The 12361-nt window shown below is 57.0% G+C and carries 16 protein-coding genes and 3 tRNA genes; 10 read left to right on the top strand and 9 right to left on the bottom strand.

Annotated elements, in window-relative coordinates; all coding sequences use genetic code 11:
* Positions 1-34 precede the first annotated feature (34 nt).
* Genes atpE through BMZ24_RS06765 form a run of 4 tightly spaced genes read right to left on the bottom strand, consistent with a single transcriptional unit; the run spans position 35 to position 1777 of the window.
* Complete coding sequence (atpE, locus tag BMZ24_RS06780) at positions 35-358, bottom strand: ATP synthase F0 subunit C (RefSeq protein WP_092190587.1); 324 nt, start codon at positions 356-358, stop codon at positions 35-37.
* A 60-nt stretch (positions 359-418) separates the two neighbouring features.
* Positions 419-1123: a F0F1 ATP synthase subunit A gene (gene atpB / locus BMZ24_RS06775; RefSeq protein WP_015774960.1), complete on the bottom strand. Its 705-nt coding sequence runs from the start codon at positions 1121-1123 to the stop codon at positions 419-421.
* Positions 1124-1125: 2 nt separating this feature from the next.
* On the bottom strand, positions 1126-1530 hold the full coding sequence (locus tag BMZ24_RS06770; RefSeq protein WP_092190585.1) for a hypothetical protein: 405 nt from the start codon (positions 1528-1530) through the stop codon (positions 1126-1128).
* Entirely contained in the window at positions 1514-1777 is a 264-nt protein-coding gene (locus tag BMZ24_RS06765; RefSeq protein ID WP_092190583.1) for an AtpZ/AtpI family protein, read from the bottom strand. Before BMZ24_RS06765 ends, BMZ24_RS06770 begins: the two co-directional genes overlap by 17 nt.
* A 272-nt stretch (positions 1778-2049) precedes the next feature.
* On the opposite strand from BMZ24_RS06765, the gene BMZ24_RS06760 reads away from it, so the two are divergent.
* On the top strand, positions 2050-4485 hold the full coding sequence (locus BMZ24_RS06760; RefSeq protein WP_092190581.1) for a Lon protease family protein: 2436 nt from the start codon (positions 2050-2052) through the stop codon (positions 4483-4485).
* 59 nt (positions 4486-4544) lie between these two features.
* Here the strand turns inward: BMZ24_RS06760 and BMZ24_RS06755 are convergent, their stop codons facing one another.
* Positions 4545-5825 (bottom strand): TolC family protein, encoded by a 1281-nt coding sequence (locus BMZ24_RS06755; RefSeq protein ID WP_161949067.1) that lies wholly within the window; start codon positions 5823-5825, stop codon positions 4545-4547.
* Positions 5826-6143: 318 nt separating this feature from the next.
* Between BMZ24_RS06755 and BMZ24_RS06750 the strand changes: the two genes are divergently transcribed.
* The 6 genes from BMZ24_RS06750 to BMZ24_RS06725 all read left to right on the top strand — a co-directional run bounded on the left by BMZ24_RS06750 (position 6144) and on the right by BMZ24_RS06725 (position 8461).
* Positions 6144-6220 (top strand) — tRNA-Arg (locus tag BMZ24_RS06750).
* Between the two features lie 307 nt (positions 6221-6527).
* Positions 6528-6782: a type II toxin-antitoxin system HicA family toxin gene (locus tag BMZ24_RS06745; RefSeq protein ID WP_092190577.1), complete on the top strand. Its 255-nt coding sequence runs from the start codon at positions 6528-6530 to the stop codon at positions 6780-6782.
* A complete protein-coding gene (locus BMZ24_RS06740; RefSeq protein WP_092190575.1) occupies positions 6779-7111 on the top strand; it encodes a type II toxin-antitoxin system HicB family antitoxin in 333 nt (110 codons plus the stop codon). The genes BMZ24_RS06745 and BMZ24_RS06740 overlap by 4 nt, the downstream gene beginning before the upstream one ends.
* 226 nt (positions 7112-7337) lie before the next feature.
* Positions 7338-7413, top strand: a tRNA-Phe gene (locus BMZ24_RS06735).
* Between the two features lie 191 nt (positions 7414-7604).
* A tRNA-Phe gene (locus BMZ24_RS06730) sits at positions 7605-7680 on the top strand.
* Between the two features lie 193 nt (positions 7681-7873).
* Positions 7874-8461, top strand: a complete 588-nt coding sequence (locus BMZ24_RS06725; protein ID WP_092190573.1) for a hypothetical protein — start codon at positions 7874-7876, stop codon at positions 8459-8461.
* Between the two features lie 70 nt (positions 8462-8531).
* On the opposite strand, the gene BMZ24_RS06720 is transcribed toward BMZ24_RS06725, so the two are convergent.
* Together BMZ24_RS06720 and BMZ24_RS06715 are read right to left on the bottom strand one after the other, a co-directional pair.
* Positions 8532-9587: an HAD-IIB family hydrolase gene (locus tag BMZ24_RS06720; protein WP_161949066.1), complete on the bottom strand. Its 1056-nt coding sequence runs from the start codon at positions 9585-9587 to the stop codon at positions 8532-8534.
* On the bottom strand, positions 9584-9922 hold the full coding sequence (locus BMZ24_RS06715) for an HDIG domain-containing metalloprotein (RefSeq protein ID WP_092190569.1): 339 nt from the start codon (positions 9920-9922) through the stop codon (positions 9584-9586). The genes BMZ24_RS06720 and BMZ24_RS06715 overlap by 4 nt, the downstream gene beginning before the upstream one ends.
* 133 nt (positions 9923-10055) lie before the next feature.
* Here BMZ24_RS06715 and BMZ24_RS06710 point away from each other — a divergent pair, with 133 nt between their 5' ends.
* Positions 10056-10271, top strand: coding sequence for a hypothetical protein (locus tag BMZ24_RS06710; RefSeq protein WP_092190567.1), 216 nt, complete (start codon positions 10056-10058; stop codon positions 10269-10271).
* A gap of 27 nt (positions 10272-10298) precedes the next feature.
* Positions 10299-10487 (top strand): hypothetical protein, encoded by a 189-nt coding sequence (locus BMZ24_RS06705; protein ID WP_092190565.1) that lies wholly within the window; start codon positions 10299-10301, stop codon positions 10485-10487.
* A 3-nt stretch (positions 10488-10490) separates the two neighbouring features.
* On the opposite strand, the gene BMZ24_RS06700 is transcribed toward BMZ24_RS06705, so the two are convergent.
* Both BMZ24_RS06700 and BMZ24_RS19795 read right to left on the bottom strand, forming a co-directional pair.
* Positions 10491-10679 carry a hypothetical protein gene (locus BMZ24_RS06700; RefSeq protein ID WP_092190563.1) on the bottom strand — a complete coding sequence of 63 codons (189 nt, stop codon included), beginning with the start codon at positions 10677-10679 and terminating at the stop codon, positions 10491-10493.
* 1 nt (position 10680) lies between these two features.
* Positions 10681-11166, bottom strand: a complete 486-nt coding sequence (locus BMZ24_RS19795; protein ID WP_092190561.1) for a hypothetical protein — start codon at positions 11164-11166, stop codon at positions 10681-10683.
* A gap of 383 nt (positions 11167-11549) precedes the next feature.
* Here BMZ24_RS19795 and BMZ24_RS06690 point away from each other — a divergent pair, with 383 nt between their 5' ends.
* Positions 11550-12356, top strand: a complete 807-nt coding sequence (locus BMZ24_RS06690; protein ID WP_092190559.1) for a 2-amino-3,7-dideoxy-D-threo-hept-6-ulosonate synthase — start codon at positions 11550-11552, stop codon at positions 12354-12356.
* Positions 12357-12361 lie beyond the last annotated feature (5 nt).

Below are 12361 nucleotides of genomic sequence, written 5' to 3'. Positions count from 1 at the left end.
GGAGGCTGGGCCTCCCCCCCTTTTTCGATCAGAGTTAGCCAACGAAGGGGTTGGCGAACAGCAGGATCAGGTTAACAACCAGGGCGTAGATGGCCAGAGATTCGATCAGAGCAAGACCGATCAGCATGGTCACGGTGATTTTGCCGGAAGCTTCGGGGTTGCGGGCGGTGCCTTCGCAAGCAGCCTTGACGGCGAGACCCTGAGCGATGCCACAACCAGCAGCGGCGATGGCCATTCCCAAGGAAGCAGCCCAAGCGATGGTGGAGATGACTTCAGGAGCAGCGTCAGCGGCGAAAGCGGAAGAAGCGACAGCTACCAGAGCGACAGTGGCCAGTACGGACAGAAAACCTTTACGCATGATTCAAAAACCTCCTAAAACGTATAATGATTAGTGGTCGAAAAGACCATTTCCCCCAAATTAGTGCGCCTCTTCGAATGCTCCCTTCAGATAAAGCATGGACAGCATGAAGAAGACCAAAGCCTGGATGACTTTCAGCAACATGAACAGGAAGTAAATCGGAACGGTGGATACGACCGGGGCCAGCATGAACAGCAGGACCAGCACGATTTCCTCACCCTTGATGTTTCCGAAAAGTCGCAAAGAGAGCGAAAGCATGCGTGCGAAATGCCCGATTACCTCGATGGGAAAGATAAGCGGAGCAAGCCACGGAACAGGCCCGGTGAAGTGATGGATGTAATGGAATCCATGCAGCTTGAACCCCCAGTACTGGTAGTACACGAACACGAACACGGCCATGGCCAGAGTGGTGTTGATGTTCGCGGTAGGAGCGTCCAGGCCGGGCACCAGACCTTCGTAGTTGCTGAACAGGATGAAAATAAACAGGGTCGCAAGTACCGGGAAGACCTTTCGACCGTCTTCGCCCATGTTGGCAACGACAAAGTTCTCTAATGATTCGATGAGCAGCTCAAAAAAATTCTGCAACCCTTTAGGAACAAGGGAGAGTTTTTTCGTGGCCAATATGCCAAGAGCGATGAGCACACCCATGACCACCCACGCGTGGAGGACTTGGCCCGGTATCAAGCTGTGACCATGAGCGTCCACGAGACCAATGGCTTTTACTACTTCCTCTACTAAGAAAATTGGATGTAAATCCCCTGCCATTTTTACGCCTCCTTAGAAGTTTTCCCCAAAAATTGTGACATTCCCCAAAGCAAAATATTGATCAGCACAGTGGAAAATCCCATCAGCAGCCAGACACCAGAGGAACCCAGATGGGCGATCAGCACATAAAAGGCCAATGCCGTTATCATCAGGCGTCCGTAAAAACTGAAAATCTGAACAACCACCGCACTTTTTTGCAAATAGACCAATTCCTGAATCAACTTGGCCAGCGCCAGAAAGTTGAGGGTTCCAAGCAGCACACCGGTTGCAAGGTCCAGGCCTTTCCAGCCAAAAGCCAGCGCCGGCAGGGCTCCAAGCAGAAAGTAAACCTGTCGCAACGCCATCTTGCGCACCTCCGGGACGTGAAATCCCCGGGCGTAGAGAACGCGCTCAATCTTCTTCTGCATTGTTGCGAGCATCGGCTTCCGCTTCTTTCTTCTGGATGCGCTGCATTTCCCGAAACATGTTCCTGTATCCGGCGATGATGCCAAACACCAAAAAAATCAGCGTCAACCAAGGTTTTGTTCCGAAATATTTGTCGAGATAGTAGCCCATGGCAAAGCCCACTACCACCCCGGATACCAGCTGAAGCCCCATCACCGAAGCAATACCCAGCGACTCGAAATGTTTGGAATTTTTCCTGTTAAAGAGCATATGTTAGTCTCGATGGGTTTTTGCTGTCCCAGATCGTTCGTGCAATAAATCACAAATCGAAGTCGGGGCTACCACACCCCCCAACTTCGCGTCAACCAAAGTTTTTCGCCTGATGAATTTTAAAACCCCTCCACCCATGCCCTGCGTGCACATCCATCAATTACAAAGCCCAATCCCGCCGGAAGAGGTCGGCTTGCCAGCAGGACCTATTCGCACTATGCCCGGACACGAAATCAACAACCCCGGCATAAAAGCCGGCAGCACGAGAATCAATGAAAAACATCCCTGAACTCAAAGCCCGTCAACTCAAGATCGAGCCGGACCCACGCAAGATCCTGCGCAGCAACGATATCCGCGACAACACGAACGCCGTTTGCCTGTTCCAGCCCAGAGCCCGCAAGGCCCTGGAAATGGGGCTCTCCATTCCGGGCATGGAATACAATGTCTATGTCGCCGGAGAACCGGGACTTGGACGGACATATCTTGTCGAGAACTTTCTTCTCCCCCGGGCCAAAGAAGGAACGACGCCTCCAGACCTCGTCTATCTGAACAACTTCGACAACCCCGACAAGCCGCTTCTGGTCAGCCTGACGCCCGGTCAGGGCAAAGTTCTCAAAGAGAACCTGCAGCGCGTCGTCAAACGTCTTCGCCGCGACCTGCCGCGTCATTTCGAGCAGGCCAGCTACCTCAGGCTCCAGAACAAGCTCTTCACCAAACTAGCCCTGGTGCGGGACGATCTGATGGACAGGATGGATGAAGCCGCCCAGAAAAAAGGGTTCAGTCTGAACATCGATGACACCGGAGCGGTTTCACTGACGCCACTGGTGGACGGCAAGGTCCTCAGTTCGGAAGAATTCGAACGTCTTGAGTCCTCCCAGAAGAAAATTCTCAAGGACCAGAGCAGTGCCGTCCTGAACACCATCGCGGACCTTTCACGGTTGGTCAATAAAAGCGAGCAGGAATTCCGGGCCAAGGAGGTGCAATTGGCGCAAGAGCATGCCGCAAGCCTCGTGGACCGTCTGCTTATGCCCATCCACAAAAAATTCACCGAGAACAAGGCGCTCAAGAAATATTTCGATTCCTTCAAGGAAGACATTCTTGAAAACCTTCCCCACTATCAGGGCCGGCAGGAGCGCGAGCCCCGCACCGGGCCGGAACAGCAGGGGGAAGGCCTGTCGGATTCCTTTTTCCAGCGCTACGACGTCAACCTCTTTGTGGACAATTCCGAAGTCACCGGCGCGCCCGTGGTCAAGGAAATCAACCCCGGCTTTTTCAACCTCCTCGGCTGCGTGGAGCGTGAAACGGAATGGGGCACCTACTACACCGACTTTTCCCTGATCAAGGCCGGGGCGGTGCATCGCGCCAATGGCGGATTCCTCATCCTGCGCGTGGACGACCTCCTGAACCACCCCGCCGCCTGGGAAGGCCTGCTGCGCTGCCTGCGCACCAAGCAGTCGAGCCTGGACGACCCTACGGATCATTATGATTTGCTACGCACTCGCACCATCAGTCCGGACCCGATTCCGCTCTCCCTCAAGGTTCTGCTCATCGGCGACGACGAGACATACGAACTGCTCTACATGCATGACGAGCGGTTCCGGAAGATATTCAAGCTCAAGGCGCATATTCAGGACACCGTCGAGCGCACCCCCGAGTCCATCACCGGGTTTGCCCAGGCCCTGGATCGCGCCGGACGCGAAACCGGCCTGCGTGGATTCACGAAGGACGCCTTCGCGGAATTGGTGAATTACTCTACCCGCATGGCCGAAGACCGGGAGCGCCTGTCCCTGCATTTTTCGCATTTGCGCGAGATCATGATCGAATCCAATGCCCTGGCCATCACCCAGGACAAACGGGTCATTGACGCCGTCATCGTGAAGCAGGCCCTTGAGGAACGCGAATACAGGACCAACCTGTACCAGGAGGAGTTCCTGCGTGAATACGATCGCAGATCCATCAAGGTCCGCACCCAAGGGCAGGGAGTCGGCGTGGCCAACGGCCTGTCCGTGACCCAGGTCGGGGATTACGTCATGGGCCTGCCGCATCAGATATCCTGCACTGTGGGTGTGGGCCACGGCGGCATCATGGACCTGGAACGTGAAGCCGAACTCGGCGGCCCGATCCACACCAAGGGCATGATGATCCTCAAAAGCTATTTCGTGAACCTGTTTGCCCGCAACAAGCCACTCGTCCTGACCGGCAGCCTGTGCTTCGAGCAAAGCTACGCCCAGGTCGATGGGGACTCCGCGTCGGGTGCGGAACTCGCGGCCCTGCTCTCCGCCCTTTCAAACGTGCCGATCCGCCTCGATCTGGCCTTTACCGGAGCCATTTCCCAGTCGGGGGCCATCATGGCCGTGGGCGGGGTCACGCACAAGGTTGAAGGCTTTTTCGAAGTCTGCAGGCGACGTGGCCTCACCGGCCAGCAGGGAGTGCTGCTTCCCAGGGACAACATCGTACACCTGGTGCTTCGGGACAATGTGCTACAGGCCATAAAGGACCGACAATTTCATATCCATCCCGTCAGCACCATCGAGGAGGCCATGGAGTTCCTGACCGGCAAGAGAGCCGGAGAACGCCTGAAGGACGGCCGCTTCTCGCAAAACTCCATCTACGCGGCCGTGGACGAGAGGCTGACCGAGCTTGCGGTTCTCGCGGAAAAGAAATGCGCCATGCCCAGGCGAAAAGGCATAAAAAAAGCCGGATCCTGAAAAGGGTCCGGCTTTCTTCGATTTTGGCCTTGGATTCTAAAAAGAGCTCCAGACTTCCCTCACTGAGCCAAAAGCTCCGGATTTCTTTGGCCCATGGCCCCATAAAGCTCGGCCACGGAGCGCTCATAATCCGACAGTGCCTCGTGCAGGCTGGCTTCGCTGACCGTCTGCTTTGATTGGGCATCGAGCACGTCAGTGTTGGTGCCCACCTGAGCTTCGTACCTGGCCACGGCCATGCGGTAGCTCTCCTTGGCGGCGATGAGCCCCTGCCTCGCGGCAGAGATGCGTTTTTCAGCGGCCTGAATCTGCAAAAAGCTCTTCTTGACCTCAAACGAGGCGTCATTCTCAAGATTCAGATACTCCTGCCCCAGCCGGCTCACATTTTTTTCCGCCTGCTTTTCCCCGTAATAGGTCTTTCCCCATTCGAAAAAGGTCCACTTCATCCCAACCTGAGCGTTCCACTGGCTGGGCGTATGGTAGTCTCCGCCGTGCACTAGGGGATCCTCCCCTTGGCGGATGTAATTGAAGTCGGCGGCCACCTGCGGATAGTACGGCACCGCCGCCAGCACCTTGTCCTTTTCCGCCAGCATGACGGCCTGACGGGCAATGCGCAGATCCGGACGATGCCGGCCCGCGCGCTCCAGGCATTCTTCGAGGGTCAAAGGCATGGGAAAATAGCGCAATTCTCCGACATAGCTTACATCCGCCTCCACACTCTTGCCGAGCAACGTGTTCAGCTGGGCGATCAAGGTCGCTTCGTTGTTTTCTGCGGTCAACAGCAACTGCTCGGCCGTGGCCACGTCCACCTGGGCCTGCAACATGTCGAGCTTGGGACGCAGGCCGACCTCGTAAAACGCGGTGTTCACCTTCAGTTGTGACCGCAGTCGGACAAGGGAATCCTCGGCGGAGCGCACATTCTCCCGCGCCTGCAGCAAACGCAGGAACGTGTCCTGGATGGTGACGATCAGCCGCAGCTCGACATTGTCGATCTGCGATGCGACCTGCTCCTTCTCCAAGATGGCTCTTTCGTGCGTCGTCAACAGGTTGAATCCGGTGAACAGCGGCTGGTGCACATTGAAGGCAAGTTCCCAGTTGTCCAGTGTGCCCGCGTTGACCCCGAAGGAACGCGGCCGTTCGTCGAGCCGGGTGTAGCCATACTGCGTACTGAAGGATGGCCCAAAAGCCGCCTTGGCCGATTTGACGGCATAGTCCGAGGCCATAAGCGCCTCGCGCGCGGCCAGAACCGAAGGATTCGACTTCAGTCCGATCTCCACGGCTTCCCGCATGGTCAAGGTCTCCGCGCCCCAGGCAGGAAGGGAAAAGAAACAGAAATAAATCATGCACAAACCGCATTTCAATATTCTCATAAAACACTCCGGAACCGGTTGTTTGAAAAGTTTTCTCCGCAATCAGGGTCACATACTCTCCACCGCTTCAAAACGCCACCCCGTCGCCTCAAGCTGCTACCGACTTGTGAAGAAAAGCACTTGAAGTCAAGAAGGATCTCGCCTATGTTTTTGGACTAGATCATAATCAAGAGGAGGCATCCCATGTTTTCTGGACTCATTCTTGCCCTGGGCCTTTGCTGCGTCGGCCTTATCGTCTATTCCCTGAACAAGGAACACGGACCCGACAAGCATCACCATTAATCCCCAATTCCGCCCTTAGCTCAGCTGGATAGAGTACCGGACTTCGAATCCGTTGGTCGCATGTTCGAATCATGCAGGGCGGGCCAAGATTAACATAGGCTTACATGCAAAATTGCGGTAGGCCTTTTGTTGTTATCTGCCTTTACAATAATTTTGCCCCCATCTGTCCCCACGATAAAGCTTTTCACTCGAAATCACTATCCAGACCCTAGCCGATGCTCAACGGATTTTCTCCAGGGCAAACCAGCGGGACGCAAAAACAGCCGCCTTCGCGTCCGGCGTGTATCATATTTCTGAGCTACCTATGCGGCATGGCTCATCGACCAACCCTCCGGCCAAAAAACTCCACGCATCGATGCTTGCACTTATTCTAAAAAGCGCTATCATTTTGTCATGAACAACAAGCACAGGAAAATCCTTGAAGCCATTTTTTCGGACCCTGTGAACGGTGGCCTTGAATGGGCGAAAATCGAGGCTTTGCTTCTTTCTTTAGGCTGCCAAGCCATTGGGGGAAGTGGTTCTTCGATCACCTTCGAGAAAGACGGAAAACGCGCTCACTTCCACCGGCCGCACCCGCAACGTGAAGCCTTGCGCTATCGCGTCCGTGCTGTCCGTGAATATCTTGCAACCCTGGGAGTCAAACCATGAATACCATGAAATACAAAGGATATACTGCCCGCATAGACTTTGACGTGGAAGACAAAATTCTTGTGGGCAAGGTCTTGGACATTGAAGACACCATTGTTTTCCATGCTGAATCCGTTCACGAGTTTGAAACCGCGTTCCACACTTCCATTGACGACTATATCGCGGCCTGCGAAAAGCTGGGACAGAAGTCCGAAAAACCCGCAAGCGGGCGATTGATGCTGCGGGTCAATCCACGAATCCATGCTGCGGCTCTTCGCAAGGCGGCCCATGAAGGGCAAAGCCTGAACAAGTGGGCGGAACGGGTCATTGAACAGGCGGCACGGCCCTAGCCCTAGTCCCATGAAATGTCGCGCTGCCCAAGCCAGATCACCGTCCTTCCACTCAAGGCGGGCGGCCTTCCCCAAGTGCTTAGTTGCAAGGTGCCTAACCAATCTTCACGCCGGCAGCTCGGCTGCCGGAAGTTGGTTTGAACAAAATGAAGGAAATTCGGAAAGTACAAAATTCCCTCTTGCCTTCGCCATCGCCTTTGCATAAAAGCACCTCTCACCACACGTTGCCGGGGTAGCTCAGTCGGTAGAGCAGGGGACTGAAAATCCCCGTGTCGGCAGTTCAACTCTGTCCCCCGGCACCATGAAATCAAAGGTCGCATTACGCGGCCTTTTTTCTTTTTTGCCGAACCAGGCACGAAACGTCATCGACCTTCCGGATGTGCCGGCGAGCCATCGATCCCTGCCAACGACTCCTCCCGACCACAAATTTTGCAAATCCCAATTTTTAGCTTGCCAAAGCAGGCCGATTTCCATAGTAACGGTCTTCCGTCGAGCCGGGGTAGCTCAGTCGGTAGAGCAGGGGACTGAAAATCCCCGTGTCGGCAGTTCAACTCTGTCCCCCGGCACCATGAAATCAAGGTCGCATTACGCGGCCTTTTTTCTTTTCAGCATCCCACCGCCCGCCCGTCTGCGCAAATTTTCCGCCGCGTGCATCCAGTCCAGAGATGCCGTTCCGCGGCTCCGCCACAATTCTTGACGAAACCGGCCCGAAGCACCTAACCCTACACGGATGACCGGCCTTGAATCAGGAGAGTTCCGCCCATGCTCATCACCCAGCGACGATTTTCAAATACCTTCACGTTCAAGTTCGAACCCGACACCCTGAGCTACACCAGGGTCGACGCCTACGGTTCGCACTCCTTTCAGTTGCCCTACGGCTCCATCGGCATGGACCCGCAACGCACCTCGGAGCGGAACGCAACCCTGTTCAACGGAGGGATTCTCCTTTCGGCCTGGGGGCTGGCGCAGGCTGGTTACACCATGGCCCACGGCGATCTTCTCGGGATCATCTTCCTCTTCCCCGGAATCGCGTGCTTCCTTCTCCATTTCATGACCAAGATCGAATTGACATCACTCAGTTCCGACGCCGGAGAAATCGTCCTGCTCCACGACAGGCACTACGACCGCATCATGGAGGCCATACGCGAGCGCAGAAAAAAACAGCTGCTCGAATGGTACGGCAACATCAACTTCGCCAATGATCCCGAGGAAGAAATCCGCAAATTCCACTGGCTTCATTCCCAGCACCTGATCAGCGCTGGCCAGTTGCAACAGATCATCACAACCATCCGCAACGCCGATATCGAAGGGCGGGATGGAATCGACGATCCCGTCCCGCCCCAGCAATAGCCCGCTGAACTCAACGGGGTCCTCGCGGCCGACACAGCATGGCCCCCGGCAGGCCCTCCCCCCCCCTTTTTCAGAAGGTCATGTCCGAGCGCAGCCCGGCCCAGCCCAAACCGAGACGCAGCCGGTCCAAAAATACTCCGACACCGCTGTCCGCGCACTGTCCGATGGTCCAGTCCGCGCCACGCCGCGTCCACTCCCCGGCGTTGGCCACGGCGGCGCAAGCTCCGCAGAGGGCAAAGAGCAGCTCGTCATTTTCCGTGTCGCCCACGGCCAGGGAGTGCAAAACCGGCCACTGGGCACGTTCCATGACGGTACGGGCAGCCTGTCCCTTGTTCCCCCGCTTGGGCAGAAATTCCAGAAAATGCCGGTCGCTGCGGCAGCAATCCACGCCCAGTTCCGCAGCCAGAAGGCGCAGCTCATCCTCACGCCGGAGGTCATCACCATCCACAATGCACAGAATCTTCAGCGCCGCGCCCGGCAAGCGCGTCCGCGTGGGGCGGATCTCTCCGTAGCGGTCGAAAATCTCATCCAGGGATGCCGGCCACAGTCCTCCCGTCTCGATGCCTTGCGGGCGGTACACGGCGATGGGCAGCCCCCGGCTCTCAAGGGCGCTGCGCAGGGCCTCCTCCGTCCCCCTGAGCTCGTCAAGGACGGTTATCCCGTTCCTGTCCAGCAGGCAGGACCCGTTGCCCGCCACCTGGGTGGTGTTCAGGCCCAACTGCAAAACCAGAGGGGCGATGCTCAAAGGATGCTTGCCCGTGGCTACGGAAAAGGCTCCGCCTGCCGCCACGTAGGCCTTGACCGCCGTCTTGTTTGCATCCGAGAGCCCGTCTCCGGGACGGATGAGCGTGTTGTCCACATCGCAAAAAACCCAAGGCAGGGGGCGGCGTTCCGTGGCCATGTCCCGCGCCCACTCCAAAAACGAATCCCGCACCTCGTTCACCATGGCTGCCGCCTGCCGCACCTTGCCGGGATTGTCCGGGTTGCGCGCGGCGATATCCTCGAAGCGCCGCGCAAAGGAAACCCGCTTGCCCACACCGGCGGCGCGCCAATCGGCCACGGTCACGGCCCGCACCAGCCAATCCGCCTCGACCAGCGGCGGCCGACTGGCGTAGTGTTCGCTCACGAGAGGCATCCGCCCCCCTTCCTGTCCGCCTGGGAATGACGCAGCACCCCTTCCACCACCCATGGATGTTCGCCCTTCTCCTCCAGGAACAGTGCCCCGTCGAGGGCATGGTATTCGAAACGGCGCAGCGCTGAGGCGTACCCGATGTCGTGCAGCAGTGCTGAACGGATCAGCAGCCGCGCATGTTCCGTCGGCAGGGAAAAGCTCTCCGACAGATCCTGGGCAAAGGACGCGGCGTCACGCATGTGCGCAAGACGCGGCATGCGGTCGGTAAAAAGGGACTCAAGGGCACGGATATCGAAACCCGACTCGGGACAACACGAAACGAAAGGCATGTGATTTCCTGTGGAAGATAAGGGTGATGAGCGAAAAGAAAGGGGACGATGACTCGCAAAAAAAAGTATTTTCCGTTTACTTTCAAGATGATTCGGCTTAGTAAGCTGAGCCTAATAATAAAGGATTCCGGCAATGAAACAAGCTGAAAATTTACTGCGGCAAGCGCAGACGTTCATCCGTCGACTAGGCATTCATCCCCTGATTCTTATCGCGGGATTACTGTTTTGCCTGTTTTTTCCGCGCTTTTTCCTTCTCGCGGCCTTTGGCTACGCCGCCTATTGGGTGATCAAGAACATCGGTTTCCCCCCGAAAGGTCGGGGCGGACGCAAAGGCCGGGGAAGAAAGTAGACCGATCAAGACATCAAGAGGAGTTCCATGGCTTCCAATTCATCCCTTTTCATGCGCATTCTCCGGGCCATCATTCACAGGGTCTGGACCGTCCTCTTTTTCCTGTCCGTCCTGTCCGTGCTCTCCCTGGCCAATCATTGGTGGGATGTCATCGCAAGCGGCTACCATGTGCTACAAAGCTGGATTCTGGCCGGAATAGACCTGATTCGCGGCTAGGGATCACCCCTTCTCATCCACCAGTCTGTCCTCGGCATGGAGTTCATTCCAGACCGGGGAACCCGGGGCAGTTTCCCTTTGCCTGGGACGGGTCCGCCCGACGGACTTGGACTCGGCAACCTCTTTTTCAATCTGCCGCCGCCGCTCGAAATTTCCCAGAATTCCATCCACCTTTTCGATTTTTTCCGTCATATCAAATATCCAACGCTTCGGGCGCACGCCCGGGTGAAATGCCCGCCAGCCCTTCATGACGAGACTGGTCCAATGTCACCGAAACCCTTGGCAAATCATCCACTACGGATTCCAAAATTCGCGCATTCCCACGGGCGCCTGACTTCGCAAGCCGTTCCGGGACTGCGCCAAGGCCAGGCAAAGGGCGGACCTGTTGCTCTGGAGGAGCCTCTGCGGGCATGCGGAAAGGATGAGCCGGACATGGCGGTTGCGCGCCGATGGGAACGTTCGCGCTGCAATCGGCCACCGCCTCGGCACTACCCGCGCAGGCCAGACAAAAAGCCGAAATACAACTCTGCAGACCGGTGTCCTCCCCGTCCTCGATCATCCTGCACGAATGCAGCGGGCACAGGACATGCTCGCACTCCCTGACAAATTTCGGGCTCCCGCCCTGACAGCACAGACAGATTTTCCGGATCACTCCGGGCATTGCGTTCCTGGCGGCCATGCACCCCTCTCCTTGGTCCTGGCGGAATGGAATTGCCCCACCATACGCGCGAACCCAGCGTGCATCAATGCCCAAAATGGAGAACTCCGGACGCCGCGCATCAACGGCGAAATCACCACCCAAAATAAAAATGACCGGCGGTCATAAAAATTCTTGACAGCCTTCGGACAAACTGAGTAATCAGGCAATCGTTATGACAAACTTCTCCCTCAATCACAGCCTGTACTTTTTTTGGTACTTTTATTTTAGCAGAGCCTGTGGTCTGAGGGGACTGCTTTAGCCTTTTTGACGAAGCAAACCAACCTTAGGGCCGCAGGCAATACGCCGGCGGCCCTTTTTTACATTTTAAGGCCCCGGGTGCCCGGCCGAAACCGGAGGAAATCATGAACATGGGAAAAAGCGTCAGGCTGGAAAGAATCTTCAACCGCAACACGGGCCGCAGCATCATCGTGCCCCTGGACCACGGAACCACCGTCGGCCCCATCCACGGTCTGGTGGACCTGCGCTCCACAGTGAACAAGGTAGCCGAGGGCGGCGCCAACGCGGTGCTCATGCACAAAGGTCTGCCGCGCTGCTCGCACCGGGGTCATGGCCGCGACGTGGGCCTCATCATCCATCTGTCGGCCAGCACCACCCTCTCTCCCTTCCCCAACGCCAAGATCCTGGTCGGGACAGTCGAGGACGGAATCAAACTCGGCGCCGACGCGGTGTCCGTGCACCTCAACCTCGGTGACGAGTCCGAACGCGACATGCTGCGCGACATGGGCCAGGTCGCCTCCAAGTGCGCCGAATGGGGCATGCCGCTTTTGGCCATGGTCTACGCACGAGGCCCCAAGGTCAAATCCGAATGGGATCCGGCGACCGTGGCGCACTGCGCACGTCTGGCCGAAGAACTGGGCGCCGACGTGATCAAGGTCGTCTACACCGGCGATCCCGAATCCTTTGCCAGGGTGACCGAAGGCTGCTGCATCCCCATCGTCATTGCCGGCGGACCGCGCATGGACTCCCCGCGCGACATCATCCAGATGGCCCACGACTCCATCAGCGCGGGTGGCGCGGGCCTGTCCATGGGACGCAACATCTTCCAGGCCGAAGATCCGACCCGGCTCGTACAGGCCCTGCACGCCGTGGTGCACATGGATTACTCCGTCGAACAGGCCCTGGCGCTGCTCGAAGAACCCAAACTCTAGGCCAG

The sequence above is a fragment of the Desulfomicrobium norvegicum genome, from assembly GCF_900114595.1.
Lineage (GTDB): Bacteria > Desulfobacterota > Desulfovibrionia > Desulfovibrionales > Desulfomicrobiaceae > Desulfomicrobium > Desulfomicrobium macestii.
The sequence above is the reverse complement of the archived record's forward strand: the minus strand, read 5'-3'. Positions and strand labels throughout refer to the sequence as shown.

Excerpts from the sequence above, each read along its gene's own strand:
- BMZ24_RS06710 (WP_092190567.1), top strand. The coding sequence starts at position 10,056 with ATGAAACAAGCTGAAAATTTACTGCGGCAAGCGCAGACGTTCATCCGT.
- atpE (WP_092190587.1), bottom strand. The coding sequence starts at position 358 with ATGCGTAAAGGTTTTCTGTCCGTACTGGCCACTGTCGCTCTGGTAGCT.
- BMZ24_RS06700 (WP_092190563.1), bottom strand. The coding sequence starts at position 10,679 with ATGACGGAAAAAATCGAAAAGGTGGATGGAATTCTGGGAAATTTCGAG.
- atpB (WP_015774960.1), bottom strand. The coding sequence starts at position 1,123 with ATGGCAGGGGATTTACATCCAATTTTCTTAGTAGAGGAAGTAGTAAAA.
- BMZ24_RS19795 (WP_092190561.1), bottom strand. The coding sequence starts at position 11,166 with ATGGCCGCCAGGAACGCAATGCCCGGAGTGATCCGGAAAATCTGTCTG.
- BMZ24_RS06765 (WP_092190583.1), bottom strand. The coding sequence starts at position 1,777 with ATGCTCTTTAACAGGAAAAATTCCAAACATTTCGAGTCGCTGGGTATT.
- BMZ24_RS06705 (WP_092190565.1), top strand. The coding sequence starts at position 10,299 with ATGGCTTCCAATTCATCCCTTTTCATGCGCATTCTCCGGGCCATCATT.
- BMZ24_RS06740 (WP_092190575.1), top strand. The coding sequence starts at position 6,779 with ATGAATACCATGAAATACAAAGGATATACTGCCCGCATAGACTTTGAC.
- BMZ24_RS06770 (WP_092190585.1), bottom strand. The coding sequence starts at position 1,530 with ATGCAGAAGAAGATTGAGCGCGTTCTCTACGCCCGGGGATTTCACGTC.
- BMZ24_RS06725 (WP_092190573.1), top strand. The coding sequence starts at position 7,874 with ATGCTCATCACCCAGCGACGATTTTCAAATACCTTCACGTTCAAGTTC.
- BMZ24_RS06755 (WP_161949067.1), bottom strand. The coding sequence starts at position 5,825 with ATGATTTATTTCTGTTTCTTTTCCCTTCCTGCCTGGGGCGCGGAGACC.
- BMZ24_RS06690 (WP_092190559.1), top strand. The coding sequence starts at position 11,550 with ATGAACATGGGAAAAAGCGTCAGGCTGGAAAGAATCTTCAACCGCAAC.
- BMZ24_RS06715 (WP_092190569.1), bottom strand. The coding sequence starts at position 9,922 with ATGCCTTTCGTTTCGTGTTGTCCCGAGTCGGGTTTCGATATCCGTGCC.
- BMZ24_RS06745 (WP_092190577.1), top strand. The coding sequence starts at position 6,528 with ATGAACAACAAGCACAGGAAAATCCTTGAAGCCATTTTTTCGGACCCT.
- BMZ24_RS06760 (WP_092190581.1), top strand. The coding sequence starts at position 2,050 with ATGAAAAACATCCCTGAACTCAAAGCCCGTCAACTCAAGATCGAGCCG.